Source organism: Sphingomonas caeni (assembly GCF_026013415.1).
In the GTDB taxonomy this organism is placed as follows: domain Bacteria; phylum Pseudomonadota; class Alphaproteobacteria; order Sphingomonadales; family Sphingomonadaceae; genus Sphingomonas; species Sphingomonas caeni.
The window spans coordinates 53,165-77,399 of the sequence record NZ_JAPDOK010000002.1 but is presented as its reverse complement, the minus strand read 5'-3'; the positions used below and the strand labels follow the sequence as shown (position 1 = coordinate 77,399).

The 24,235-nt window shown below is 68.7% G+C and carries 23 protein-coding genes and 1 riboswitch; of the genes, 6 read left to right on the top strand and 17 right to left on the bottom strand.

The window, feature by feature from the left end; translation table 11 throughout:
• Positions 1-42: 42 nt before the first annotated feature.
• The 3 genes from OF829_RS04995 to OF829_RS04985 all read right to left on the bottom strand — a co-directional run bounded on the left by OF829_RS04995 (position 43) and on the right by OF829_RS04985 (position 3,276).
• Complete coding sequence (locus tag OF829_RS04995) at positions 43-1,386, bottom strand: cytochrome P450 (protein WP_264938877.1); 1,344 nt, start codon at positions 1,384-1,386, stop codon at positions 43-45.
• Positions 1,379-2,074, bottom strand: coding sequence for a DJ-1/PfpI family protein (locus OF829_RS04990; RefSeq protein WP_264938876.1), 696 nt, complete (start codon positions 2,072-2,074; stop codon positions 1,379-1,381). The genes OF829_RS04995 and OF829_RS04990 overlap by 8 nt, the downstream gene beginning before the upstream one ends.
• A gap of 17 nt (positions 2,075-2,091) precedes the next feature.
• Positions 2,092-2,173: riboswitch (ZMP/ZTP riboswitch) on the bottom strand.
• 143 nt (positions 2,174-2,316) lie between these two features.
• A complete protein-coding gene (locus tag OF829_RS04985) occupies positions 2,317-3,276 on the bottom strand; it encodes an alpha/beta hydrolase (protein WP_406701401.1) in 960 nt (319 codons plus the stop codon).
• A 67-nt stretch (positions 3,277-3,343) separates the two neighbouring features.
• Here OF829_RS04985 and OF829_RS04980 point away from each other — a divergent pair, with 67 nt between their 5' ends.
• On the top strand, positions 3,344-4,939 hold the full coding sequence (locus OF829_RS04980) for a family 43 glycosylhydrolase (RefSeq protein ID WP_264938875.1): 1,596 nt from the start codon (positions 3,344-3,346) through the stop codon (positions 4,937-4,939).
• Between the two features lie 62 nt (positions 4,940-5,001).
• Positions 5,002-7,638, top strand: a complete 2,637-nt coding sequence (locus OF829_RS04975) for a glycoside hydrolase family 3 C-terminal domain-containing protein (protein ID WP_264938874.1) — start codon at positions 5,002-5,004, stop codon at positions 7,636-7,638.
• Here the strand turns inward: OF829_RS04975 and OF829_RS04970 are convergent.
• The 8 genes from OF829_RS04970 to OF829_RS04935 all read right to left on the bottom strand — a co-directional run bounded on the left by OF829_RS04970 (position 7,635) and on the right by OF829_RS04935 (position 17,425).
• Positions 7,635-9,653, bottom strand: a complete 2,019-nt coding sequence (locus tag OF829_RS04970; protein WP_264938873.1) for a response regulator — start codon at positions 9,651-9,653, stop codon at positions 7,635-7,637. The two genes, OF829_RS04975 and OF829_RS04970, sit on opposite strands and share 4 nt — an antisense overlap.
• Entirely contained in the window at positions 9,650-10,723 is a 1,074-nt protein-coding gene (gene cheB / locus OF829_RS04965) for a chemotaxis-specific protein-glutamate methyltransferase CheB (protein WP_264938872.1), read from the bottom strand. The genes OF829_RS04970 and cheB overlap by 4 nt, the downstream gene beginning before the upstream one ends.
• Positions 10,720-12,735, bottom strand: a complete 2,016-nt coding sequence (locus tag OF829_RS04960; protein WP_264938871.1) for a hybrid sensor histidine kinase/response regulator — start codon at positions 12,733-12,735, stop codon at positions 10,720-10,722. The genes cheB and OF829_RS04960 overlap by 4 nt, the downstream gene beginning before the upstream one ends.
• Positions 12,732-14,210 (bottom strand): CHASE3 domain-containing protein, encoded by a 1,479-nt coding sequence (locus OF829_RS04955; protein ID WP_264938870.1) that lies wholly within the window; start codon positions 14,208-14,210, stop codon positions 12,732-12,734. Before OF829_RS04955 ends, OF829_RS04960 begins: the two co-directional genes overlap by 4 nt.
• A complete protein-coding gene (locus tag OF829_RS04950) occupies positions 14,207-14,719 on the bottom strand; it encodes a chemotaxis protein CheW (RefSeq protein ID WP_264938869.1) in 513 nt (170 codons plus the stop codon). Before OF829_RS04950 ends, OF829_RS04955 begins: the two co-directional genes overlap by 4 nt.
• Positions 14,716-16,224 carry a CheR family methyltransferase gene (locus tag OF829_RS04945; RefSeq protein ID WP_264938868.1) on the bottom strand — a complete coding sequence of 503 codons (1,509 nt, stop codon included), beginning with the start codon at positions 16,222-16,224 and terminating at the stop codon, positions 14,716-14,718. Before OF829_RS04945 ends, OF829_RS04950 begins: the two co-directional genes overlap by 4 nt.
• Positions 16,221-16,679 (bottom strand): chemotaxis protein CheW, encoded by a 459-nt coding sequence (locus OF829_RS04940; protein ID WP_264938867.1) that lies wholly within the window; start codon positions 16,677-16,679, stop codon positions 16,221-16,223. The genes OF829_RS04945 and OF829_RS04940 overlap by 4 nt, the downstream gene beginning before the upstream one ends.
• A 134-nt stretch (positions 16,680-16,813) precedes the next feature.
• A complete protein-coding gene (locus OF829_RS04935; protein WP_264938866.1) occupies positions 16,814-17,425 on the bottom strand; it encodes a DUF6445 family protein in 612 nt (203 codons plus the stop codon).
• An 88-nt stretch (positions 17,426-17,513) separates the two neighbouring features.
• On the opposite strand from OF829_RS04935, the gene OF829_RS04930 reads away from it, so the two are divergent.
• Together OF829_RS04930 and OF829_RS04925 are read left to right on the top strand one after the other, a co-directional pair.
• Positions 17,514-17,639, top strand: a complete 126-nt coding sequence (locus OF829_RS04930) for a hypothetical protein (protein ID WP_264938865.1) — start codon at positions 17,514-17,516, stop codon at positions 17,637-17,639.
• A gap of 6 nt (positions 17,640-17,645) precedes the next feature.
• Positions 17,646-17,954: an alkylphosphonate utilization protein gene (locus OF829_RS04925; RefSeq protein ID WP_264938864.1), complete on the top strand. Its 309-nt coding sequence runs from the start codon at positions 17,646-17,648 to the stop codon at positions 17,952-17,954.
• 20 nt (positions 17,955-17,974) lie between these two features.
• Here OF829_RS04925 and OF829_RS04920 read toward each other — a convergent pair whose 3' ends face one another.
• Entirely contained in the window at positions 17,975-18,397 is a 423-nt protein-coding gene (locus tag OF829_RS04920) for a nuclear transport factor 2 family protein (RefSeq protein ID WP_264938863.1), read from the bottom strand.
• A 106-nt stretch (positions 18,398-18,503) separates the two neighbouring features.
• On the opposite strand from OF829_RS04920, the gene OF829_RS04915 reads away from it, so the two are divergent.
• Together OF829_RS04915 and OF829_RS04910 are read left to right on the top strand one after the other, a co-directional pair.
• Positions 18,504-18,935 carry a VOC family protein gene (locus OF829_RS04915; RefSeq protein ID WP_264938862.1) on the top strand — a complete coding sequence of 144 codons (432 nt, stop codon included), beginning with the start codon at positions 18,504-18,506 and terminating at the stop codon, positions 18,933-18,935.
• 84 nt (positions 18,936-19,019) lie between these two features.
• Positions 19,020-20,432, top strand: a complete 1,413-nt coding sequence (locus OF829_RS04910) for a S41 family peptidase (protein WP_264939575.1) — start codon at positions 19,020-19,022, stop codon at positions 20,430-20,432.
• A gap of 16 nt (positions 20,433-20,448) precedes the next feature.
• Here the strand turns inward: OF829_RS04910 and OF829_RS04905 are convergent, their stop codons facing one another.
• The 5 genes from OF829_RS04905 to OF829_RS04885 all read right to left on the bottom strand — a co-directional run bounded on the left by OF829_RS04905 (position 20,449) and on the right by OF829_RS04885 (position 24,235).
• On the bottom strand, positions 20,449-20,859 hold the full coding sequence (locus tag OF829_RS04905; protein ID WP_264938861.1) for a VOC family protein: 411 nt from the start codon (positions 20,857-20,859) through the stop codon (positions 20,449-20,451).
• Between the two features lie 68 nt (positions 20,860-20,927).
• A complete protein-coding gene (locus tag OF829_RS04900) occupies positions 20,928-21,398 on the bottom strand; it encodes a DUF1579 domain-containing protein (protein WP_264938860.1) in 471 nt (156 codons plus the stop codon).
• 160 nt (positions 21,399-21,558) lie between these two features.
• Positions 21,559-22,449 (bottom strand): hypothetical protein, encoded by an 891-nt coding sequence (locus OF829_RS04895; RefSeq protein WP_264938859.1) that lies wholly within the window; start codon positions 22,447-22,449, stop codon positions 21,559-21,561.
• Positions 22,450-22,764: 315 nt separating this feature from the next.
• Positions 22,765-23,271: a 2'-5' RNA ligase family protein gene (locus tag OF829_RS04890; protein WP_264938858.1), complete on the bottom strand. Its 507-nt coding sequence runs from the start codon at positions 23,269-23,271 to the stop codon at positions 22,765-22,767.
• Between the two features lie 73 nt (positions 23,272-23,344).
• The gene (locus OF829_RS04885) at positions 23,345-24,235 is read right to left on the bottom strand and encodes a hypothetical protein (protein WP_264938857.1); all 891 of its coding nucleotides are present in this window, start codon (positions 24,233-24,235) and stop codon (positions 23,345-23,347) included.

The following is a 24,235-nucleotide window of genomic DNA, read 5'->3' as shown; positions in this document are numbered from 1 at the left end:
CGGTATCGGTCAGGATTGTCAGCCGCTCGGCATCGGCAGCGATCACAGCGGCGAAACGTCGAGCATCAGCCCATCCTTGGGCCTCAGCGTCACGCTTCCCAGCGGCTCGACCGCGAACCCCTCGGCCAAGGCGAAGCGCCGGCTGGCGAGCCAGTGCGCCAGGATCACCAGCGCCTCCACCGTCGCGAACCGCGCGCCCACGCAGACGCGCGGCCCTCCGCCGAACGGAATATATTGGAACCGGTGCCGCTCGCCCTCGCGGCCGGCTGCGAATCGGTCGGGATCGAAGGCATCGGCATCCTCCCACAGCCCCCGATGCCGGTGGAGCAGCCAGGGCCAGACCGAGATCAGCTCGCCCTTCCGGATCGGCACGCCATGCAGTTCGTCATCGGCCATCGCCTCGCGCTCGAAGCGCGGCGCGGGCGGATAGAGGCGCAGCGCCTCGTCGAGGATCTGCCGAAGATAGGGCAATCGCTCGGGCAAAGTCTCGGGATCGCCCGAAAGCGCCGCCACCGCCTCGGCCCGCGCGCGCTCCTGCACTTGAGGCGCGCCCGCCATCAGATAGGCGCTCCACGCCAGCGCGTTCGCCGTGGTCTCGTGCCCCGCGACATAGAAGGTCGCGGCATTGTCGACCGCCAGCATCGTCGCCTCCTCGGCCGGGAAGCGCGTGTGGAGGTTGCGGATCACCCCGCCGATAAAGTCGTCCCCGCCCTCGGTCCCGCGCTCGCGGACGATTGTCGTCAGCGTCGCGCGCAGGAAGCGCCGCCCGCGCTCGCCCGCGCGCGCCACATGCCCGAGCTTGAGCCAGGTCAGCCCCAGCACCGCGAACAGCCGCACCTGCCCCGCCGCGATCAGCGCCGCCTCGATATGATCGGCGGCTTGGCTGGTCGTCAGCCGGGGATCGCCCGAAAAGAGCGCCTCGGCGATGATCCGCATCGTCGTGTCGGTCGCCGTCCGCGCGACATCGATCCGCCCGCTCGCCGGCCAGCCCGCAACGCTCCGCTCGGCGGCCTTGGCGATCAGCCCGGTCAGCTTCGCCACCGCCCCCGGCGCGAAGCTGGGCGCGACGATCTTGCGCTGGGTCCGCCACAGCTCGCCGTCCGAGCTCACCAGCCCGCGCCCGATCAGCGGCGCGATCACCTTCTTCACCAGCCGCGGCTTTTCGTAATTGGCCGCGTTGGTCAGCAGTACCCGCTCGATCGCGTCGGGGTGGCGCGGGATATGGACGATGATTCCGAGGATATTGCGCCGGACATGCCATTCGGTGAACGCCGCATCGGACCATCCCGCGACCGAATTGCGCGAATGCTCGTTGACCAGCCCCTTCCACGCCGCCGCCGGGCGGGCGGTGCGCGGCGGATGGACGGGGACGAAGCGCTCAGCCACGCAGCGCCTCCGCGATACCGCGCACCTTCTCCGCCCGCCCCGGCGCGAACCGGTCGACCATCGCCCGGTAGCGCGCCAGCGTCTCGGCGCTCGCGGTGTCGGGCGATCCCGAATCGAAGGGAGGCGCAGGATCGTATTCGAGGCTGAGCTGGACGAAGCGTGCATGTTCCTCGCCCCGGATCGCGGCGGTCAGCGCCAGCGCGAAGTCGATCCCCGCGGTCACGCCCCCGCCGGTCACCCGGTTGCGGTCGAACACCACCCGCTCGGCGACGGGCTCGACCCCGAACCAGGCAAGCTGATCGCGCGATGCCCAGTGCGAGGTCGCGCGATAGCCTTCGAGCAGCCCCGCCGCCGCCAGCAGCAGCGAGCCCGTGCACACGCTCGTCACCCAGGACGCGCTCCCTCCCACCTGCCTGAGCCAGTCGAGCGTCGCGCGGTCCTCCATCGCCGCGACCGTGCCGAAGCCGCCGGGCACGCACAGGATATCGGTGCGCGTCACATCGTCGAAGCTCGCCGTCGGCAGCAGCTCGAACTGGGCATCGGTCGATACCGGCCCCAGCGTCTTCGCCACCAGATCGACCCTGGCGTTGCCCAGCCGCGACAGCACCTGCGCAGGACCGGTCAGGTCGAGCTGGGTGACATTGGGATAAAGGAGGAAGGCGATATGGATCGGCGACAGTTCAGCCATGGGGATTCTCCTTGTTGCGAAGATGCCCAGGCGATGCGGCGTTTCATTCCCGCGCTCCCCGATGGTGCTCCATCCGACTCGCCAGTCACGCAGGATGCGCCACTCTAGAACGGGACAGGATCAGGTTGAACCCTTTCCGTCATCCCGGCGAAAGCCGGGACCCAGAGCCAAACAGCGAATCGCCTGCGACCCTGGGTCCCGGCTTTCGCCGGGATGACGATCCACTTTGGAGCCGTCCCGCTCTAGCGCGGTAGCCCCATCGCCTTCGCCCAGCGCAGGAACAGATCGGGCCAGGCGCTCACCGGCTTGCCCGCGATGTTCCTGAGCGCAAAGCCATGCCCGCCCTCGCCGAAGATATGCAGCTCCACCGGCCGCTTGCGCGCGCGCATCGCTGCGTGGAGCAGCAGGCTGTTCTCGGTCGGCACGAAATCCTCATCGGCATGGACGATGAAGCAGGGCGGCGCATCGGCGGGCACGTTGCGGTCGGGCGAATGCTCGGCCTCCAGCGCCGCGCTCGGGTTCGGGCCCAGCAGCGCGTCGCGCGAACCGGGATGGGCATAGGGCGCCGACATGCTGATCACCGGATAGATGGGGGCGGCAAGAAAGGGCCGCGCCGGCAAGGCATCGGCATCGTCGACCGGCGCATAGGTCTTCGCCGCGAACCGCGCGAGCAGATCGGCGGCCAGATGCCCTCCCGCGGAAAAGCCCATCACCCCGACGCGCTCGGGATCGATTCCATAGGCCTTCGCCTGCGAGCGGATCAGCCGGACGCCACGCTGCGCGTCGGCAAGCGGCACATTGGCACGGTCCGCCCAGCCCTCGCCCGGCAGCCGATAGGTGAGCACGAACGCGGTATAGCCCTGCCCGGCGAGCCAGCGGGCGACGTCATAGCCCTCCTTCTCCATCCATACCCACGCATAGCCGCCGCCGGGGATCACCATCATCGCCGCGCCATTGGGCCGGGCCGGGCGGAAGACTTCGATCCAGGGCCGGGCGATTCCCCGCCGCGATCGGTCGGGGTTGGCGGGATCGGATCCCCATTCCTTGATCTCCTCGACCGGCAGGATCTCCGGCGCGCCGGAGGGCGTTCCGGGCCAGAGCAGGATCCTCTCCGGCTCATTCCCCGCGCGCGCCTCGCGCGTCGAAAGGATCGCGGCGCCGGCGGCCATGCCGAGCAGCGATCGGCGGTCAAACTCCATCATTCGCTCCATTTTGGCGCTTGAGAAACCGGTGTCATAAGGCCATGCTCGGCCATGACAGGAGAGGCACATGGTAGAGTTGACGCGGCGCGATGCAATCGTGGCGGGGCTGGCGCTCCCGGGCGCGGCCGCGCTGGGGAGCGGAACGGCCGAGGCGGCCCCGGCCGCTGCCCGCTCGCCCTGGAAGCGCGGCTTCGACAATCAGCGGATCGCCGATCTCGGCAACGGCACCTATCTCAACCCGCTGATGGCGGGCGACCATCCCGATCCGACGATCCTCAAGGACGGGTCGGACTATTACATGACCTTCTCGACCTTCGATTCCTATCCGGGGCTGGTCATCTGGCATTCGCGCGATCTGGTGAACTGGCAGCCGGTCACCGCGGCGCTCAACAAGAATATCGGCTCGGTCTGGGCTCCCGATCTGGCGAAGCATAATGGCCGCTATTTCCTCTACATCCCCGTCAAGGCCAGCCCCAACACCAGCTACGTCATCTGGGCCGACCGGATCGAGGGGCCGTGGAGCGATCCCATAGACCTTCATTTGCCCAATCATATCGATCCCGGCCACGCCGTGGGCGAGGACGGGTCGCGCTGGCTGTTCCTCTCGGGCGGCGACCGTGTCCGCCTCTCCGACGACGGCCTGTCGCGGATCGGCGAGCCCGAGCATGTCTATGACCCCTGGCATTACCCGGAGGATTGGGTGGTCGAGGGCTTCTCGCCCGAAGGCCCCAAGATTACCCGCCACGGTGACTATTTCTACCTGATCACCGCGGTCGGCGGCACTGCGGGTCCGCCCACCGGGCATATGGTCATCGCCGCGCGCTCGAAATCGATCCACGGGCCGTGGGAGCATTGCCCGCACAACCCGATCGTCCGCACCACCCATCTGGACGAGAAGTGGTGGTCGCGCGGCCACGCGACCTTGGTCGATGCGCCCGACGGCAGCTGGTGGTCGGTCTATCACGGCTTCGAGAATGGCTATTGGACCCTCGGCCGCCAGACCCTGCTCGACCCCGTGGAGTGGACCAAGGACGGCTGGTTCCGGATGAAGGGCGGCGACCTGTCCAGGCCGATCGCCAAGCCCAGAGGCGGCACCGCGCTCCCCCACGGCCAGCCGCTCAGCGACGATTTCTCGACCCTCGCGCTCGGGCGCAAATGGAACTTCTTCCGCCCCGAAGCCGACGAAGCCTCGCGCGCCAGGATCGAGGGCAACACCCTGATCCTCGAAGCCCGCGGCAAGGCCCCCAGCGATTCCTCGCCCCTCCTGCTCGTCGCGGGCGATCAGGCCTATCGCTTCGAATGCGATATCGAGCTCGAGGCGGGCGGCGTCGCGGGCCTCGTCCTCTTCTATGACCGCGCGCTCTATTGCGGGCTCGGCTTCGACGAGAAGCGCTTCGTCACCCACCAATATGGCATCGAGCGCGGCCGCCCCGCCAACCCGTACGGCCGCAGCTTGAGGATGCGCGTCACCAACGACCGCCACATCGTCACCTATGACACCAGTGGTGATGGCGGGAAGACCTGGAAGCGCTTCGATCGCGGCATGGAGGTGTCGGGCTATCACCACAATGTCCGCGGCGGTTTCCTGATGCTGCGCCCCGGCCTCTATTCGGCGGGCACCGGCAAGGCGCGGTTCCGCAACTTCGCGTTCCGGGCGCTCTAGCGATTGACAGACACGCCTTCCCCGAACCACTTGTCCGACAAATAGCCAAAGGGATGAGGATCATGGGGCTGCGCTTCCGTTCGCTTCTGCTTGCCGGTTCGCTGCTGGCCGTGGCGCTGCCCGCCTCGGCGCAGCTCTATCGCGATCCGCACGCCCCTATCGCCATGCGCGTCGACGATCTGGTTGGCCGGATGACGCTCGATGAGAAGGTCCGCCAGCTCCAGAACGCCGCGCCCGGGATCGAGCGGCTCGGCGTGCTCCCCTATGACTGGTGGAACGAGGCGCTCCATGGCGTCGCGCGCGCTGGCGAGGCGACCGTCTTCCCCCAGGCGATCGGCATGGCTGCGACCTGGGACAGGGATCTGTTCCTGAAGGAAGGCCAGGTGATCGCGCTCGAGGGCCGCGCGCGCTTCAACCAGGCGCAGCGCGAAGGCAATTATGCCCGCTATTTCGGCCTCACCTTCTGGTCGCCCAACATCAACATCTTCCGCGATCCGCGCTGGGGCCGCGGGCAGGAGACTTTGGGCGAGGACCCCTATTTGACCGGCACGCTCGCGGTCCCCTTCATCCGCGGCATCCAGGGCGACAACCCGAAATACTTTGCCGCCATCGCCACCCCCAAGCATTTCGCGGTCCATTCGGGCCCCGAGCCGCTGCGCCACGGCTTCAACGTTAATCCCAGCCGCCGGGATCTCTGGGAAACCTATCTCCCCGCCTTCCGCCAGAGCATCACCGAAGGGCACGCCTATTCCCTGATGTGCGCCTACAACGCCATCGACGGAAAACCCGCCTGCGCCAGCGGCTTCCTGCTTCAGGAGGTGCTGCGCAAGGATTGGGGCTTCACCGGCTTCGTCACCTCGGACTGCGGCGCGATCATCGACATCACTACCGGCCACAAATTCATCGCGACCAATGCCGAGGGCGCCGCGCTCTCGATCAAGGCGGGGACCGACACCGGCTGCAACTTCCGCAACGAATATCTCGACCTGCCCGACGCCGTCGCCAAGGGGCTGGTCAGCGAGGCCGAGATCGATATCGCCCTGAAGCGGCTCTTCACCGCGCGGATGCGGTTGGGCATGTTCGATCCGCCCGAAATGGTGCCGTTCAGCAGTATCCCGATCACCGAGAATCACAGCCCCGCCCACCGCGCGCTGGCGCTGCGCGCCGCGCGCAGCTCGATCGTGCTGCTCAAGAATAATGGCATCCTGCCGCTCGCCAAGGGCCGCAGGATCGCCGTGATCGGCCCCAGCGCGACCTCGCTGATCGGGCTCGAAGGCAATTACAATGGCGCTCCCGTTGGCGCGGTGCTGCCGTTCGACGGGATGGCCGCCCAATTCGGCGCGGGGAACGTGACCTTCGCGCAAGGCTCGCCCTTCGTCGAGGAGCTGGCGGTCCCCATCCCGCGCACCGCGTTCGGCTCGGGCCTCAAGCTCGAATTCTTCGCCGGCACCGAATTCAAGGGGCCTGCAATCGCCACCCGCACCGAGCGCGAGATCGAGAATAACTGGAACGCGATTGCGCCCGCCCCCGGCGTCGATCCGGGCGAATTCTCGGCGCGCTGGACGGGCGCCATCACCCCGCCTGCTCCCGGCGATTACGAGTTCCGCCTCGACGTGCGCGGCGCGCGCAACAGCAGCGACGGCTTTGTGATGCGGATCGAGGGCGCGGGCGAGGCGCGCAGCGGCGCGGTCGGTCCCGCCGTTGCCGGCCAGGATTCGGGCGACGCGGCGAAGAGCTTCAAGGTCCATTTCGACGACACGCGCCCGCGCGCCTTCACGCTCGAATACGTCCACAAGTCCCCGCGCTTCGGCCCGGCCTTCTCGATCTCGTGGAAGGCCCCTGTCGCGGCATTGCGCGACGAAGCGTTGCGGACCGCCGCGAACGCCGACGTCATCGTTGTGTTCGCCGGCCTCAGCGCCTGGCTCGAAGGCGAGGAGATGCCGCTCAAGGTCCCCGGCTTCGACGGCGGCGACCGCACCGACATCGCGCTTCCCGAGGCCCAAGCCGATCTGATCGCCGCGCTGCAGGCGACTGGCAAGCCGGTGATCATCGTCCTCCAGAGCGGCTCGGCAGTCTCGCTCGGCGCGCTCGGCGAAAAGGCCGCGGGGGTGATCGAGGCCTGGTATCCCGGCGAGGCGGGCGGCACCGCGATCGCCGAAATCCTCAGCGGCGCGGTCAATCCCTCCGGCCGCCTCCCCGTCACCTTCTACAAATCGGCCGCGGACCTGCCCCCCTTCGGCGACTATAGCATGGCCGGGCGCACCTATCGCTACTTCCCCGGCGCGGTGGAATATGCCTTTGGCCATGGGCTCAGCTACACAAGCTATGCCTATTCGGACCTCAAGCTCGCCCCCGGCGTCGCCGCGGGCAAGCCGCTCACCGTCCAGGTCCGCGTCCGCAACGCGGGCAAGCGCGAAGGTGATGAGGTGGCGCAGCTCTACCTCTCCAGCCCGGGCCGCGAAGGCGCCCCGATCCGCTCCTTGAAGGGTTTCCAGCGCGTCCATCTGAAACCCGGCGAGAGCCGAACCCTCACCTTCCGCCTCACCCCACGCGATCTCGCGCTCGCGGACGATCAGGGCGTGATGCGGATCGAACCCGGTGCGCACCGGCTCTGGGTCGGGGGCGGCCAGCCCGGCACCGGCGCACCCGGGGTGGCGAGCGGATTCTCGACGACGGGAAGCCTCGCGCTGCCGCGCTAGGCATCCTCATCCTCGTCGATCGGCAGCCTCACCCGGAAGGTCACTCCCTCATCCTCATTGGGGGTGATCCAGATTTCGCCGCCATGCGCCTCGACGATCGATTGGCAGATCTTGAGACCGATCCCCATCCCCTCGGACTTGGTGGTGGTGAAGGGCTGGAACAGCCGGGTCATCACGTCGGGATCGATGCCGGGGCCGGTATCGGAGACGGTGATCATCACCGTCTCGGGCGTCTCCAGCCGCGTCCCCACCGTCAGCACGCGCCGCCGCGCGCTCTTCATCGCCTCGAAGGCGTTGCGGCACAGATTGACCAGCACCTGCTGGATCTGGACCTTGTTGACCATCACCGGGGGCAGACGCGCGTCGAGGTCCACCTCGACCCGTGTATCGTTGTACAGGGCACCCGCGGTCCCCAGCGCGATCGCCTCCTCGACCACCCTGTTGAGATTTTCGAGGCTCCGGCTCGTCTCGCGTTTCTCGATGAACTCGCGCAGATTGCGGATGATCGCCCCGGTCCGCGCGGTCTGCTTCATCGCATTCTCGATCATTTCGGAGATGTTGCCGGCTTGCTGCCCCTCCAGATTCTTCGACATGTGCCGCGCCGCCTCGAGGAAGTTGCTGACCGCGGTCAGCGGCTGATTGAGCTCGTGCGCCAAGGTCGCCGCCATCATCCCCATCGCATTCCAGCGCGAGACATGCGCCAGCTCGGCCTGGAGCTTGTTCATCTCCACCTCGTTGCGCTTGCGCTCGTTTAGCACCGCTTCGAGCGCCTCCAGCTCGCGGGTGGCGCGTGCCTCGACCGCCTCGAGTTCCTTTTGGGCCAGATGCTCGCGGATCAGCCGGTTCTCATCCTCGAACTGCTTGCGCCTTATCTGTGCCAGCACCCGCGATCGCAGCACCTCGAAATCGGAGGATTTGGAGATATAGTCGTCTGCCCCCGCGTCGAGCCCCTGGATCATCGCCTCGCGGTTTTCGAGCGCGGTCAGCATGATTACCGGGATGCCGCGCAGGATCGGCGTGCCCTTGATCCGCCGGCACGTCTCGTGCCCGCCGATCCCCGGCATCATCAGGTCGAGCAGGATGCAATCGACCGGCTGCGCGGTGAGCAGTTCGAGCGCTTCCTCGCCCGATCGTGCGAGCGCCACGTCATAGCCCTCGGCGCGCAGCTCCTGCGCGACCTGCTGGAGATAGGTCTCGCTGTCGTCGACCGCGAGGATCTTGCGCGGCCCCACCAGGCTCGACGCTTCGCCGACGCGCGGCCCGTCGACGCTGCGCAGCACCGCGGCAAGGCGAGCGAGCAGCACGTCGATCTCCTCGCCCTTGCGCACGAACGCGTCGGCCCCGGCATCGAGCGCGCGCACCTCGGCCTCGCGCTCCTCCGATCCGGTGAGCAGGATGCAAGGCAGATGACGCAGCGCCGCGTCCATCCGGATGCGCCGCGTGACCGCCCCGCCGTCGATCCCGGGCAGCTGCCCATCGACGATCACCGCCGCCGGCCGCGCCGAGGCCGCGAGCCGCAGCCCTTCCTCGCCGGTGCTCGCGCCGATCACCGCATAGCCCGCGGCCTCGAGCGCCTCCTTGAGCTGCTCCCGATAGGTGACGCTGTCCTCGATGATCAGCACGGTCTCGCGCGATCCCGGCGCGGGGGCGCTGCGGACCAGCTCGGCGGCGCGCTGGATGACGTAGTTCAGGTCATAGGGCTTGCCGACATATTCGTCGGCGCCGGTCGAAAGACCGCGCACCCGGTCGCGCACCTCGGCTTCGGTTGAGAGCAGCATCACCGCCGCGCCGCTCGAACCCTTGCCCGCGCGGATCTCGCCGAGCAGGTCGATCCCGTCGCCATCGGGCAGGCGGACGTCGAGGATGATCAGTTCGAACGGCTCCAGCGCCAGCGCCTCGCGTGCCTCGGCGACGGTCGGCACGGTGGTGACCGCGAAGCCCGCTTCGAACAGCGCCTCCATCAGGCTCATCCGCACGGTGAGGCTGTCATCGACGATCAGGACGCGCGCGCTCATCGGGTCCGCCTCCTCGGAGTCGCGGCAAGCGAGGCCAGGGCCGGGCCGATCTCGCTCAGCGGCAGGATCTTCTCCGCCGCGCCGAGGATCGCCGCCTCGCGCGGCATGCCATAGACGACGCTGCTCGCCTCATCCTGCGCGAAGGTCAGCCCGCCCGCGCGGCGGATATCGAGCAATCCCGACGCGCCGTCGCGCCCCATGCCGGTGAGCAGCGCTGCGGCCGCGCAATTGCCGAACTCGCGCGCAACCGATTCGAACAGCACATCGACCGAAGGCCGACACGAGAAGCGTTCGGGCCCGCCATGGAGCCGCACGACGCCATTCTCGACCACCATATGCCGCTCGACCGGCGCCATGATCACCCGGCCCCTTGTCCCCAGCGCCTCGCCGTCGCGCGCATAGCGGACGCGGTGGTGGGTCTGGCCGTCGAGCCAGTCGGCGAACCCGGCGCCGAACGGCTCGCCGATATGGAGCACGAGCAGGATCGGCAGCGGAAAATGGACCGGCAGCGCGCGCAATATGTCGATCACCGCGGCGGGGCCCCCGGTCGAGGCGCCGATCGCGACCACCTCGCACCTGTCCGAACGCGCGGAGGCGGCAGCCGGCAAGGGGGCCAGCGGGTCGGCGACGCGGCCGAGCGCACCCATCCGCATCCGTGGATGGGTGATCACCCTGATCCGCGCGACGAGCTTGACCGCTGCGAGCAGCTTCGCCTCCCACTCGCCATCGGGTTCGTCGCCCCTGGGCTTTTCGAGCACATCGACCGCCCCCGCCGCAAGCGCATCATAGGTGCGGAACAGCTCGCCGCGGTTCATCGAGGCGGAGACGATCAGGATCGGCGTCGGGAAATGCGCCATGATATATTCGGTGACCGCCACGCCGGTCATCACCGGCAGCATCATGTCGAGCGTGATGACGTCGGGCTTGAGCTTCTTGGCCAGCTCGATCGCGCGCTTGCCGTCGCTCGCCTCGCCCACCACTTCGATGCCGGGATCGGCGCCCAGCACCTCGACGAGGCGGCGCAGCACGGTCAGCGAATCCTCGACCACGAGGACGCGGATCGGGTTCATGCGCCGCCTACCAATCCGCGTATCAAGTCCAGCACCTCGCGCTGATCGAACTCGCTCTTGACGATATACCCGCGAGCGCCCGCATCGATCCCGCGCTGGCGGTCTTCGGGGGCGTTGCGCGAGGTGACGAGGATCGCCGGGGTCTTGCTCAGCTCGGGATCGGCACGGGTGCGCTCGACAAAGGTGAAGCCATCCATCCCCGGCATTTCGACATCGACCAGGAACAGGCCGTAGCGCCGCTGCCGCGCTTTCTCGATCCCTTCCTCGGCATGGATCGCCAGATCGACGTCATAGCCGGCGGATTCGAGGATGCTCTGTTCGAGCACGCGCGTGGTGAGCGAATCGTCGATGACGAGGATCGGCAATGCGGCTTCGGGCTCGGCCTCGGGCGCGGGCGCGGCGCCGTCGAGCATGCGCACCAGCGCCTCGGCGTCGAGCACCGGCTGGGGCATCCCGCGCGCGTCCAGATAGAGGCCGGCGATCACCGGACCGGCAAAGGCGAGCGCGGGGACGGGGCGGACGATGACGTTCGCCACGCCCTGCAGCCGCTCGACCCCGATCGCCGCCAGCGCCGAGCCGCCGCCGCCGATCACCACCGCCGACCCCGGTCCCGCGGCGCGCCCGCTCCCACCCATCGCGCGGGCGAGGGGGGCGAAGCCGATCACCTTGCCGTCATGGACGATGCTCTCGCCTTCGGGCCCCCGCGTCACCTCGCCCGCCACCAGACGCGCGGTGTGGCGCACCGCCGCGAGCGGGATGGCCGAAACGGTGTCGCCGGTCTCCACCAGCAGCGCATCGAGCGAGGCGAGCGAGACCGGGACGGTCAGCTCGATGCGCGTTCCCCGGTCTTTCTCGGTCCGCGCGGTGACCTCGCCATCGAGCCGCGCCGCAATCTCGCGGACGACATCGAGCCCGACGCCGCGCCCTGCCGCCTCGGTGACCGTACCCGAAGTCGAAAGCCCGCCCTTGAGCAGCAGGTCGACGATATCGGTATCGCTCGCCGCCGCCGAGGCGCCCGACGCGCGCCGCACCGCGCCGAGATCAACCCCCGCGCCATCGTCGGCACAGATAAAGGCGACGCGGTTGCCGCGCTGCACGACCTCGATCGCCACCTGCCCCGTCTCGGGCTTCCCCGCTGCGCGCCGCTGCGCCGGGGTCTCGATCCCGTGCGCCACGGCATTGCGCAGCAGCTGGACCAGGGCACGCTGGACCAGCCCGAGCACTTGCGCATCGAGCCGCACCTCGCCGCCGGCCAAATCCAGCACCGCCTGCTTGCCCAGCGCCTGCGCCGCGTCGCGCACCGCGCGCTCGAGTCCGGCGAACGCCGCGCTGCAGGGCAGCAGCCGCAGCCGCTCCGCCGCCGTCCGCGCCGCCTCGAGTTCGCGTTCGCTCTGGTCGATCCCCGATTTGAGTTCCTGCTCGAGCCGCGCCGCGATCCCGCGCAGATCCTCGGCGAAGGCCCGCGTCTTCTCGGCGGCGGCGACATCGGCCACGCCCTGGCGCCCGCCCGGCGCGACCCGGTCGGCGATCAGTTCGGCCAGCTGCCGCGCCTGCTCCGCCATCCCGATCGTCCGCCGCACCGAACGCACCTGGACGCTCGCCTCCGAAATTCCGTCCAGCAGCCCGTCCATCTCGGCGATGTCGGCGCGGAGCATCGAGAAAGGCTCGTCGATCCCCGCCGCGCGCGGTGCCGCATCGGCGGGCGCGTCGAGCGCGGCGACCTGCGCCGCGATCGCGTCGCTATGGGCGATGATCGTCTCGATCGCGCCCGCGGCCGGCGCCCCGTCGCGCAGCGGGGCGAGCGCATCCTCGAGCGCGTGCGTGCGCTCGGCGATGCCGCGCTGCTTGACCACGCTCGCCGCGCCCTTGAGCGTGTGCGCGAGCCGCATCAGCCGCTGGACCAGTTCGGGCGACACCTCCTTCTCGAGCTGGAGCGCGCCGCGCCCCAGCTCTTCGGAGATCTCCCGCGCCTCGACGCGGAAGTATCGCAGCGGGTCCTTGGGGCCGCTCACGCACGGCCCTCGGGACGGATCAGCCTGGCAAGGTCGCGCGCCAGCCCGGTCAGCTCGGAGGCGGTCTGGAGGATCTGGCCCGAGCTCGCCTCGGTCTCCTTGGTGGTCTGCGCGACATTGGCGGTAGCGACATTGACCTGCTCGACCGCGCTGGTCTGCTGCTTGGTCGACAGCTCGATCTCCTTGGCGGCCTCGGTCGTCGTCGAGACCATGTCGGTGATCTGGCGGAACGAGGAGGCGACCTCCTCGAAATGCCGCGCGCCGCTGTCAACCGCCTTGGAGCCGCTCTCGGTCGCCATCACCGTGGTGTTCACCGCGGCGCGGACATCGTCGATCAGCCCCCTGATCTCCTTGGTCGATCCACCGACGCGATCGGAAAGCTTGCGGATCTCGTCGGCGACGATGGTGAAGCGCTTGCCGGCCTCGCCCGCGCCCGCCGCCTCGATCGTCGCATTGATCGCGAGGATGTTGGTCTGCTCGGCCAGCTCGGAGACGATGTCGAGCACCGATCCGATCTGCTGCGATTTCTTGCCGAGATCGAGCATATGGCTGACGATCAGGTCGGTCTGGCGGCGAATGGCGGCGATCGAACCGTTGGCCTTTTCGACCGTATCGTCGCCCAGGCGCGCCGATTTGTCGGTGTCGCCCGCGACCACCGCGACGCGCTGCGCGCTCTCGGCGATCTGGCGCGAGGTGGCGATCAGCTCGCGGATCGTGGTCGCGATCTCGTTCATCGCGCTCGACTGTTCCTTGGCGCTGGTCGCCTGCTGGTTGGCGGCGGCCTGGAGTTCGGCGGAGCTGCTCTGGACGAGCCCGACTGCGGTCCCGATCCTGCGTGTGAGCGAGATCGTCGTGAACCAGCCGATCAGCGCCACAAGAATCACGCCTGCGATCCCGCCCCACAGGATGATCCACTCCGCGAGCCGTGCACTTGTCTCGGCGGCGGCTGAACGCTGATCAAGCAGGTCCGATTCGGCGCGGTCCATATCCCCGACGATGACTCGAATCCGGTCCATTATCTCCTTGCCCGCACCGGTCGAGACGGCCGTCACGGCGCCCTGAAGGCCCTCCGCACGGCGTGTGTTGATATTCTCCCTGGACCGGTTGATCCGGGCATCGATCAAGGGTGCGAGAGACTGGAGGCGCTGCTGCTGGGTGGGATTGTCGCTCGTGAGCCGGCGCACATTGTCGAACGCCGCTTTGCTCCCCTCGACGCCCGCTTCGAACGGTTCGAGATATTCCTCCTTTCCGGTGATCGCGAAGCCGCGCACGCCGGTTTCGACGTTGACGAGTTGAGTCAGCATCAACGCCAGCTCGCGCCGCACTTCGTGCGTGTGCGCAACCTCTTTGTTATTGTCGATCAGGTCCAGGGTGGTCCAGTAACCAACTGCGGCCACCACGAGGAGCACGAGCCCGGCCAGCGCATAGCCGATCGCGAGGATGCGTCCGAAGGTCCAGTTCTTCACCATCGTCATTGCTCCTTGGGCGTGCCGGACCCGGCGCGCCGTTCGAGATGATCCATCAGGGATGCGATATTCACGATTCCGCGCGCGCCGCCGCCGAGCACGGCGTTCGCATGGATAAAGCCCCTGGGCGCCGCCAGCGGCGTGACCTGGGCCAGCGGCACGTCGAGATGCCCGTCGAGCGCATCGAAGGCAAAGCCCGCCCGGCCTCCCGTAGCGAGCAACAGCCAGCGCGGCCGCTCTTCGCCTCCCCGTACGCCGAGCAACGCGGCGAGGCTGAACACCGGCACGGTATCGCCGCGCACGCCCGCGACGCCGAGCAGCTCGCTCGCCTTGCTCGGCAGCGGCGCGATCTTCTTGTCGGCGACCACCGCGCCGATCTCGGCGAGCGCGACGGCATAGGCTTTGCCGCCGACGCGGATGCCCAGATAGGCTTGGGTCGGTTCGGCCTCGCCCGGCGGCGGCTCGGCGAAGCTGCGGTCGAACGCCGTGCGCAGGTCGCTGGCCTTGTTCCGCTTCATGCCGCCTCTCCGCACAAGGTGAGTTCGGCGCGGCACAGCGTCATCAACGCGTCGCGCCCGAAGCCGCCCCCGAACACCAGCAGGCGCGCGCTATCCTCGCGCTGGAGCAGCAGCAGTGCCTGGCGCAGTTCGCGCGCGGCGCCCTCGCGATCCCCGGCACGGCGCGCGAGGAGCCCGAGATGGAGGCGCGGCATCGCGAAGCTGGGGTCGAGATAGGCGGCGATCTGGTCGTGATCGGCGGCGCGCGCGAAATCGCCCGCGCTCTCGCGGCACAGCGCCATCAGATAGTGTGCGCCCGCATTCATCTCGTCGAGCCGGAGCAGTTCCTCGCACACCGCTTCGGCGGCGATCAGCTTGCCGCCATGCGTCTGGAGGACGGCGCTCAGCAGCAGCACCTCGGGGTCGCGGGCGCGTTCGGGCGGGAGCGCGTCGAGGATCTTCTGCGCCTCGGCATAATGTTCGCGGCCGAGCAGATCGAGCGCGGTGCGGACATCGGCGGCGGGCGTGGCCGGTACCGCGGCGCGCTTGCGCCCGGGCTTGGACGCATCGGTGAGCGCGCGGATGCGCTGCGAGGCGTTGCGGATCGTGTCGACCCAGCTTTCGTCGGGATCGATCGGCGCGGGAATCGCGGCGGCCGGGAGGGGCGGCGGCACGCTGTCCTGCTCGGCATCGGCGCCGTCGCGGCGCTGATAATAGAAAGTGTCGTGGGTGTGCCGAAGATGGAAGGCGGTCGACATGCCGCGAAGGGACTCGGCATGCCCGAGGAAGAGATAGCCGCCGGGCGCGAGGCTGCGCGCAATCCTGGCGAGCACGCTTCTCGCGATCTCGGGCGTGAAATACATGATCACGTTGCGGCAGAATATGATGTCGAAGCGCCCGGGAGACCAGAAGCCCTCGTCCTCGACCGTAAGGTTGCGCTCCTCGAACTTGACCATCCGCCGGACGCTCTCGTCGAGGACATGGTCGCGGCCCTCGAGGTGGAACAGGCTGCGTATGAGCGCGGGCGTCGTCGAGCGCAGCGACCATTCCGAATAACGCGCCGCCGCCGCCTTGCGGAGCATCGCGGTGTTGATATCGACCGCGCGGATCGCGACGCTCCAGTCGCGGATGCCGGGCATGTCGCGCGTGCACGCCGCGAGCGTATAGGCCTCCTCCCCCGAGGCGCACCCGGCCGAAAGCAAGCTGAGCTGGCGCGTATCGGCGCGCGCCGCCATCCGGTCGGGCAGGGCGACTTCGTTGAGCGCGCGGATCTGATCGGCGTTGCGGAAGAAGCTGGTCTCGGTGACGGTCAGTTCCTGGGCGAGCGTGCGCAGTTCGTCGCGCGGACCCTCGGGTCCCTCGAGCGCGGCGAGATAGGCGCCGGCATCGCGGCCATTGGCATGGACGCGGCGCCCGAGCACCTCGAGCAGGAAGCTGCGCTTGCTATCGTCGAAATCGAGCCCGAGCCAGCGCAGCACCGATTCCCGGAAGCGATCGACCTCGCCGATATCGAGCGCGGCGTTCATGCGGCGCCTCCCGCCAGCCCCTGCGCGACGCGGTCGGTGAGCGTCCGTGCGAGCTTGAGCATCGTCAGCAGCTCGGCATCGAGCGCGCCCAGCGCCGACAGAATCTCGACGCTCGCCTCGCGCAGCAGCGGCGGCAGCTTGCGCAGCGAGGCGGGCGGCAGATCGCGCACGCCCAGCACTTCTTCGACCGCTAGCGCCACGCCGGACTCGCCCGAACGCAGCGTCACATAGCGGTTGAAGTCGGCGGGCTCGCTCGCCCCGATCAGCGCGCCGGCATCGACCACCGGGGTGGGCAGGCCCCGGATCAGCGCCACGCCCAGCACGAAATCGGGGGCGGCGGCGACGCGTTCGACAGGAAGCGGGCGCATCGTTTCGAAGATATTAGCGATCGGCAAGGCGCACAGCCGGGTCCGGACCCTGAACAGCAACGCGGGATTCCGACCTTCCCCGGTCACGAAGCGCTCTCTCCTCGCCGCCGATACTATCGCCTTCTTGCAGGTTTCTTGCCTGCATCCGGAGCTTTGGGCCTAATCGCTATTCCCCGTCGAGCCAATTGAAATCGCCATTCACGCAGAAGCGGCGCCAAGCCTCAGACCGTTGCCGCCGCGAAGAACATCAGGTGCACGAGCCGCCCGGTCTCGGGACGATCGCCAAAGCCCGGGGCGGCATTGTGGAACAGCCAGGGGCTGAACAGGATCAGCCGGTTGAAGCGCATCGGCACCGTCATCGTCTTTTCCCAGCGCGCGGGCTTGAGCGTGTCGGCGTTGACGACCTCCTCGATCAGGCGGTTCGGATCCGAATAGCCGGTCGCGGCGAGCGCGATATCGGTGGTGGGCACGCCGTCGAGCCCGGTCGGCTTGTGACGGAAGAAATCGGTGCCGCCGCGGCACTGGTCGGGCAGGTTGAGATAGAGGATGCCCGAATAATAGGCCGGGTCGATATGCACCCCGCTGCGCCCGGCATCGCCCTTGAGCGTCAGCCGGCAATATTGGTGCATCGTTCCCGCCGCCGGCTGAAGCTTGACCCCGGCGCGCGCCGAGACCGCCGCGTCGAGCCCGGCGATCTCCAGCGGCCCGCCCGACATCAGGCCGGGATAATTGCCCTTCTTGGCCCGCGGATCATAATCGAGCGCCAGCGCCCGGCGGCGAAAGCCGTGCGGATCGCTCAGGAAATCATCGACGATGATCAGCGACGGGAGCATCACCGGGCGGCATGGCAGGTTTGCGCGCGACGCGAAACCGCTTCTGGCGTAAGGGGGTGACGGGCGCCCCGCCCGTGAAGGAAACATCATGGCCAAGAGCCAGAAGAAATCGAACCGCGAAGCGCGCAAGCCCAAGGCGGAAAAGGTCAAGACGATCGCCGCCAACTCCTCGACCAAGGACAAGCCGGTCGGCATCGTGACGATCAAGGCCTGACCCCGGATGGCCGGCGACGAAGACGCGTTCGTCTATGACGAGGCGAGCGGCGAATGGATCAGCGCCGCCGAGGCCGCGGCCAAGGCCGGGTCCGCCGATGCGGTGGAGGTCCGCGACGCGGTGGGCAATCTGCTTGCCGATGGCGATCAGGTGACGCTGATCAAGGATCTGACCGTCAAGGGCGCCGGGCAAACGCTCAAGCGCGGCACGCTGATCAAGTCGATCCGGTTGACCGGCGACCCGCAGGAGATCGACTGCCGCTATGAGGGCATCAGGGGGCTGGTGCTGCGCGCCGAGTTCGTGCGCAAGCGCTGAGAGACGGCGCGCCTGCCCGCTCAGATCAGCCCGTTGAGCCGCGCGAAGCCGAGCGTGTCGAACATCTCCATCACGCTGACCGCCTTGCCGTCCTCGAACCGCCAGATATCGACCTTGGCGGTGCCCGTTTCGGCGCCGGTCTTGCGGTCGCGCCAGCGGCAGCTGCCGATCCAGACGACGGTGTCGCCCTGCGCCACCACCTCCTCGGTCGGGAATTCGATCATCTCGAGATTGAGGACGAGCGAGACGAGATAGTCGCGGGCATTCTCGATCCCGACGCGCTCGTGCGCCAGCGGATGAAGTTCGGGCGGATCGAGCACGGTGTTCATCCGCACATCCTGCGCCATCATCTCGAGAAACAGCTCGGGGCTGCCGCCCCGCGTCTCGTGCCACTGGGCATAGGCATGACGAACGCGATCGGCATTGGCCTGGGTCCGGCTCATTCGCACTCTCCCCTGTGCGCGGCGCCGCCACTGTTACGCCATTGGAACGAGCGCGCAATGGACTTGTCGCCACGCGCTGCGGCATAACCGCTTCAGGAGAGGCGACATGACCGGAATCATCCGCGGCGGCGTGCATCATATCGACCTGAACGTAACCGACCTCGAGGCGTCGAAGGCGGTCTACGGCCCGGTGCTCGAATTTCTCGGCTACACCCAGGTCAAGGATAGCGGCGGTTACGAGTGGGACCTGCGCGGACCCGGCGACGGGCGCGGGGCATCGCTGGGCTTGCGGGCCTGCGATCCAGCCGAGGCCGGGCATCGCCACCATCGCTACGCCCCCGGGCTCCACCATCTGGCATGGCGCGCCGACAGCCGCGAGGATGTCGACCGGCTCCACGCGCTGCTGGTCGAGCGGGGGATCCCGGTGCTGGACGCGCCGGCGCATTATCCCGAATATTCGGGGGACTATTATGCTGTATTCTTCGAGGATCCGGACGGGATGAAGCTCGAACTCGTCCATGCGCCGGGATGGATATGAACCCGCCTGACTATTGCCGTAATGCGCGGATAAGCGCTTGAGGAAACAGGAGAAGTGAGCGTGAAGTTTCGGCGTTTCGGAGCGATGGTCAGCCTGGCCGCGATGCTTTCGGCATGCAGCGGCGGCGGAAGCGGCAGCATCGGCGGCGGTAGCGGCGGCGGCGGGGGCAGCCCGACGCCGACCGCGAACGGCTGCTCGCTGACCGAACGGCAGAACTGGGCGTTCGCGCAGCTCAACGAATGGTATCTCTTCCCCGAGACCCTGCCCGCGAGCCTCAATCCCGCACCCTATACGAGCGTCGAAGCCTATATCGACGCGCTGACCGCGACCGCGCGCAGCCAGGGCCGCGACCGTTTCTTCACCTACCTCACCTCGATCGCCGAGGAGAATGCCTATTATTCCTCCGGATCGAGCGCCGGCTTCGGCATCCGCCTCTCCTACGATACCGGCGCGCGCCGGGTGTTCGTGGCCGAGGCGTTCGAGGGCGCCCCGGCGCTGGCCGCGGGGATCGACCGCGGGACCGAGATCCTCGCGATCGGTACCAATGCCTCCAACCTGCAGACGGTGGACGCGCTGATGACCTCGGGCGGCGCCCAGGCGGTCAGCGACGCGCTGGGGCCGAGCACCGCGGGCACGACCCGCGTGCTGCGTGTCACCGATGCGGGCGGCACGCGCAACCTGACGGTGAGCAAGGCCGATTATTCGCTCGATCCGGTCTCGAGCCGCTACGGCGCCAAGATCATCACCGAGGGCGGACATCAATATGGCTATGTCAACCTGCGCACCTTCATCACCCCCGCCGACCCCGAGCTGCGCGCGGCGTTCCTGAGCTTCCGCAACGCGGGCGTGACCGACATCGTCATCGACCTGCGCTACAATGGCGGCGGGCTCGTCTCGATCTCCGAGCTGATCGGCGACCTGCTCGGGCGCAGCCGGACGACCTCGCAGGTGCTCGACTTCACCACCTTCCGCGCCTCCAAATCGGCGTATAACGAGACGCGCTACTTCTCGCCCCAGGCGCAATCGGTGGCCCCCACCCGCATCGCCTTTATCGGCACCGGCGGGACGGCCTCGGCGAGCGAGCTGACGATCAACGCCCAGATCCCCTATCTCCACGCCAATGCCGGCCTGATCGGCACCAATACCTATGGCAAGCCGGTCGGCCAGATCGCGATCGACCGGGCGGCGTGCGACGACCGGCTGCGCGTGATCGCCTTCGCGACCGAGAATGCCAGCCACCAGGGCGCCTATTTCAACGGCCTGTCCGGGACCGTCGAGGCGAGCTGCCGCGCGAGCGACGACCTCGCCCACCCGATGGGCGACCCGCTCGAAGCCTCGACCCGCGCCGCGCTCGACTTCCTTGCAGGCCGCGCCTGCACCGCGATCAGCAGCGGCGGCGGGCAGGGCACGCTGGCGCTGCGCGAGGCCGCGCCGCTCGAGCTGCTCGCCCCCGAACGGCCGAGCACCGCGCAGCGCGAGGTGCCGGGGCTGTTCTAGGACGGATCCATCCTGGTCATTCCCGGCCGTCGCTGAACTCGATCAGGTCCCAGCGATTGCCGTACAGGTCGAGAAAGACCGCGACCTTGCCATAGGGCGCCACGGCCGGCGGGCGGACGAATTCGATCCCGGCCCTGGCATAGGCGGCGTAATCGCGGTCGAAATCGTCGGTGCGCAGGAAGAGGAAGACGCGGCCGCCCGCCTGATCGCCGATGAAGCGCTCCTGTTCGGGCGTGGCGGCGCGGGCGAGGAGGATCGTCGTCGCGCTTTCGGGTGCGCCCGGCGGGCGGATCAGCACCCAGCGCTTGTCCTGCTCGGGCTGATATTCGTCCGCCACCAGCGTGAAGCCGAGCGTGCCGACATAGAAGGCGATGGCCTCGTCATAATCGCGGACGACCAGGGCGATATGGGCGAGGGATTGGGGCATGGGCAGATGCTAGCGGTCCAGCGGAAGTTGGGGAAGTTGTCGCCAGGGCAGCGCGTCGCACCCCGCACTCAGGCGCGCATGAAGTCCATCGTCCAGTTGGTCTCCCAGCTCTGGCCGCCATCCGCCGAGAAGGCCTGTTCCCAGCGCGGCGTATCGGTATCGGTGGCGAGCCAGAGCAAGCGGATGCGGATCGGACGGCCATCGAGCACGTCATCGGCGAGGAAGGTGCCGACACCCCCCTCGAACCCGCCGGTCACGGGGATTTCGAGCGCGTGCGGCGCGCGGTCATCGAGCCACCAGATCGCCCAGCGGCGGCTGGCCGGATCGAACGCGCGCAGCGCCACCGCGCGATAGCTGCCGCCGGGCAGGTGCAGCAGATTATCCTCGATATTGCCGTTGCCGCCGAGCACGGGCCGCTGCTCGCAGGTGCCGTCGAATTCATCCCAATCGGTGCAGCCCGCCAGCCGCGCCCGGAGCCGGCGATGCCTCACGCGCCAGCTTCCCTGCTGGAAATCGAAATCGGGGCAATGATCGGACATGGCGGGGCTCCGGCGACTGGCTCGCGCGGCATGTTCTATATTTGTTCCGGTCAAGTCAAGCTGTGGCACCGTCATCCCGGCGAAGGCCGGGACCCAGGGTCACAAGCGATGCACTGCTTGGCTCTGGGTCCCGGCTTTCGCCGGGATGACGATCGATAGGTTAGTTCCGCGCGCCTTCGCCGCCCAGCTCGGATGCCAGCCGCCGCCGGACGTCGGAGCGCTGCGAGGCGGCCGATACTTTCGGATCGCTCGCATAGAAGGATTTGAGCACGCCCAGATCCCAGCTGGTGAGGGTGAGCGGGATTTCGCTGCCCATCGGGGCGCCGATGATGCGCAGGATGGTGGGCGCGGGAGTATCGCCGAGTCTGGCGGGATCGCTCGCGACCAGGGTGCGCATCGCGGCATAATCGGCGAGCTGGATCGTGGTGAGGCCGTCGAGCGCGCGCGCATCGATCACCACGATCGCGGCGGCGAATTGCGGGCGGGCCGCGAAGGCGATGCGGCTGGGCGGGCGCGTGGTGCGGTTGACGTAGAAGCCCCCGTCCGCGTCATAGTCGAGCGGCTGGCCGGCGGCGTCGAGCGGCGCGCCGGCCAGATGCCAGGCGGCGACGGGGTTGGCGGGATCGGCGAGCGCGCGGCGCTGCTCGCGCGACAGGCCCCCGAAATATTCGGGGCGGCTTTTCGCGAGCGCGGCGAGGAAGCCCGGCTTGTCCGAGGTGACGATGACGAAGAGATTGGGGGCGCAGCCCTCGTCCGCGACATCGATATGCGCCGCGCGCGCGACCGAGCGGATGCGCTTCGCGACCGCGGCGGCCTGTTCGGGGAGCATGCCCGCCGCGACCGGGCAGATCGCCCAGTGGAAGCGCGCGAGCTGGTCCTGGCCGGGCAGGCGCGGGACCGTCGCATCGACGAAGCTCTGGATCGCCGCCTTGTCCGGGCGCACACCGGTGACGACGATCTGGCCGTCGGCGGCCGGCGCGTCCTGCGCGTGCGCCGCGGCGGGGGCGAGGAGGGCGGCGGCGAGGAGGAGGTGGCGGAGCAGGCGGGGCATGGGGGCTCTCCCTTGCGCGGCGGGCCGGGGCGAGGGCTGCCGGGGCCGCGTGGCCATTCTATCATGTTGTCGGCGGGAGATAAATCGGACGCGCCGGGGCCTAGGCCGTATCGACATTCGACGTTGATTCCTCCCCCGCAGGGCACCCGCGGGGGAGGGGGACCGCCCGCCGTAGCGGAGCGAAGGTGGGTGGTGGAGGGGGCTTCACCACCCACCCTGGGCGCGACGATAGGGGTGAGCCCCCTCCGTCAGCTTCGCTGCCACCTCCCCCGCTCTGCGAGCGAGGGAGGAAAGAAGGTTGAATGTCGATACGCTCTAGGCCGCGCGGAGGCGCCATCGGCCATGTTCGACATGGGTGGTCTTGCCCACCACGCTTTCCATCAGCAGGATTTCCGTCACCGTCCAGCCGATCGGCGCGATCTTCTGGGCGCGCAGCCGATCGCCGCGATAGTTGATCGTGAGGTGCGGCTCGGGCGTGGTGCCGAGCATCATCGGGGCCTTGCGCTCGAGCAGGTGGCGGACCAGCGCGGCCTGGAAGGCGCGGGCCTGGGCGAGCGGATCGCGGGTGCGCAGCGTGACGCATTTGCGGTTCTCGATCCGGTCGAAGGCGAGGGGGAAGGCCGGAGCGTCGAGCGTGTCGAGCGCGGCGATGACCTGGGGCAGCCATTCGGGTGGGGCGTGGTGGAGATCGAACAAGGTGAGCAGGGTGACGTGGAGGAGCTCGGGACCGCGCGAGGGATCGTTGCGGGGGAGGGCGGCGATCGCCGCCTGCGCCTCAGGCGGGGGCTTGGCCATGACGTAGAGGGGGTTGCGGGAGCGCATGGGGTGAGGGTGTAGCAGATTGAGCGGCGAGAGGGATCGCGGAAGGTTAGGCAAAAGTTAGGCCAGTGCGGCGTCATGCGTCACCCTGGGTTTCACCGTCGAGCTCGGCCAGCAGGGCGCGATCGGCCTCATTGCGATCACGCGCACGGGCATGGCGCAGGCGGCGGCGCGTATGCGCGACGGGATGATCCTCCTCGATCATGCGGCGCTGATAGGTCTCGCGGTCCAGATCGGGATAGATGTCATAAGCCTCGGCCCGGGCCCGGGCGCCGTCGGCCAGCGCTTCGAGCCGTTCGGGCGGCATCAGCAAGTGCGGATCGGCGGGCGTGACGGGCATCAGCGCGGCCAGCGCCGTGGCGAGTTCAGGTGCGGGCGGCGGGGCCGGCTCGTCGGCAGCGCGCGTGTCGAGATGGGCGAGGCGAAAGCGATCCGGGCGATAGGCGCGCAGCAGGAACATCAGCAGGCGGTCATTATAGCTGCGCTTCGAGCCGATGCGGCATCCGTCGCGATCGAAGACGGGGATATCGACCCCCTCGATCGCGCGCTGAAAGGCGATATCGGCAAGCCGATTGGCGGCATAAGCGAGCGCGGCGTCCCAGGCGCGGGCGAGACCCTCCCCGCCGGGCGCGTGGCGCAGGCGATAGGCGCTCTGGACCGACATGTTCACCGCCTGCGCGGCGGATTCGACCATGCCGGTATCGGCGAGCGCCTCGACAAAGGCGCGCTGGACCTCGGGCGTCCAGCCATCGGCGCGCGGGCGGCGGGGAACCGGGCGCCATTCGAATTCGTCGGGATCGAAGCCGTTGGCGTCGAGAGCGGGGGCGGGGAGCGTGGCGCTGGACGCCGCCGGGAGGAGCGTGCCGGTGCTTTCGGGGAGCGGCTCGGGCACCGGTCCGACGAAGGTGACGGGATCGGCGGCACCAGCGGCGCGCGCGATGGCTGCGGGGTCTGATCGCTTGCTCAT

Excerpts from the sequence above, each read along its gene's own strand:
- OF829_RS04990 (WP_264938876.1), bottom strand. The coding sequence starts at position 2,074 with ATGGCTGAACTGTCGCCGATCCATATCGCCTTCCTCCTTTATCCCAAT.
- OF829_RS04985 (WP_406701401.1), bottom strand. The coding sequence starts at position 3,276 with ATGATGGAGTTTGACCGCCGATCGCTGCTCGGCATGGCCGCCGGCGCC.
- OF829_RS04980 (WP_264938875.1), top strand. The coding sequence starts at position 3,344 with ATGGTAGAGTTGACGCGGCGCGATGCAATCGTGGCGGGGCTGGCGCTC.
- OF829_RS04975 (WP_264938874.1), top strand. The coding sequence starts at position 5,002 with ATGGGGCTGCGCTTCCGTTCGCTTCTGCTTGCCGGTTCGCTGCTGGCC.
- OF829_RS04970 (WP_264938873.1), bottom strand. The coding sequence starts at position 9,653 with ATGAGCGCGCGCGTCCTGATCGTCGATGACAGCCTCACCGTGCGGATG.
- cheB (WP_264938872.1), bottom strand. The coding sequence starts at position 10,723 with ATGAACCCGATCCGCGTCCTCGTGGTCGAGGATTCGCTGACCGTGCTG.
- OF829_RS04955 (WP_264938870.1), bottom strand. The coding sequence starts at position 14,210 with ATGACGATGGTGAAGAACTGGACCTTCGGACGCATCCTCGCGATCGGC.
- OF829_RS04950 (WP_264938869.1), bottom strand. The coding sequence starts at position 14,719 with ATGAAGCGGAACAAGGCCAGCGACCTGCGCACGGCGTTCGACCGCAGC.
- OF829_RS04945 (WP_264938868.1), bottom strand. The coding sequence starts at position 16,224 with ATGAACGCCGCGCTCGATATCGGCGAGGTCGATCGCTTCCGGGAATCG.
- OF829_RS04935 (WP_264938866.1), bottom strand. The coding sequence starts at position 17,425 with ATGCTCCCGTCGCTGATCATCGTCGATGATTTCCTGAGCGATCCGCAC.
- OF829_RS04930 (WP_264938865.1), top strand. The coding sequence starts at position 17,514 with ATGGCCAAGAGCCAGAAGAAATCGAACCGCGAAGCGCGCAAGCCCAAG.
- OF829_RS04925 (WP_264938864.1), top strand. The coding sequence starts at position 17,646 with ATGGCCGGCGACGAAGACGCGTTCGTCTATGACGAGGCGAGCGGCGAA.
- OF829_RS04920 (WP_264938863.1), bottom strand. The coding sequence starts at position 18,397 with ATGAGCCGGACCCAGGCCAATGCCGATCGCGTTCGTCATGCCTATGCC.
- OF829_RS04915 (WP_264938862.1), top strand. The coding sequence starts at position 18,504 with ATGACCGGAATCATCCGCGGCGGCGTGCATCATATCGACCTGAACGTA.
- OF829_RS04910 (WP_264939575.1), top strand. The coding sequence starts at position 19,020 with ATGGTCAGCCTGGCCGCGATGCTTTCGGCATGCAGCGGCGGCGGAAGC.
- OF829_RS04905 (WP_264938861.1), bottom strand. The coding sequence starts at position 20,859 with ATGCCCCAATCCCTCGCCCATATCGCCCTGGTCGTCCGCGATTATGAC.
- OF829_RS04900 (WP_264938860.1), bottom strand. The coding sequence starts at position 21,398 with ATGTCCGATCATTGCCCCGATTTCGATTTCCAGCAGGGAAGCTGGCGC.
- OF829_RS04895 (WP_264938859.1), bottom strand. The coding sequence starts at position 22,449 with ATGCCCCGCCTGCTCCGCCACCTCCTCCTCGCCGCCGCCCTCCTCGCC.
- OF829_RS04890 (WP_264938858.1), bottom strand. The coding sequence starts at position 23,271 with ATGCGCTCCCGCAACCCCCTCTACGTCATGGCCAAGCCCCCGCCTGAG.
- OF829_RS04885 (WP_264938857.1), bottom strand. The coding sequence starts at position 24,235 with ATGAGCAAGCGATCAGACCCCGCAGCCATCGCGCGCGCCGCTGGTGCC.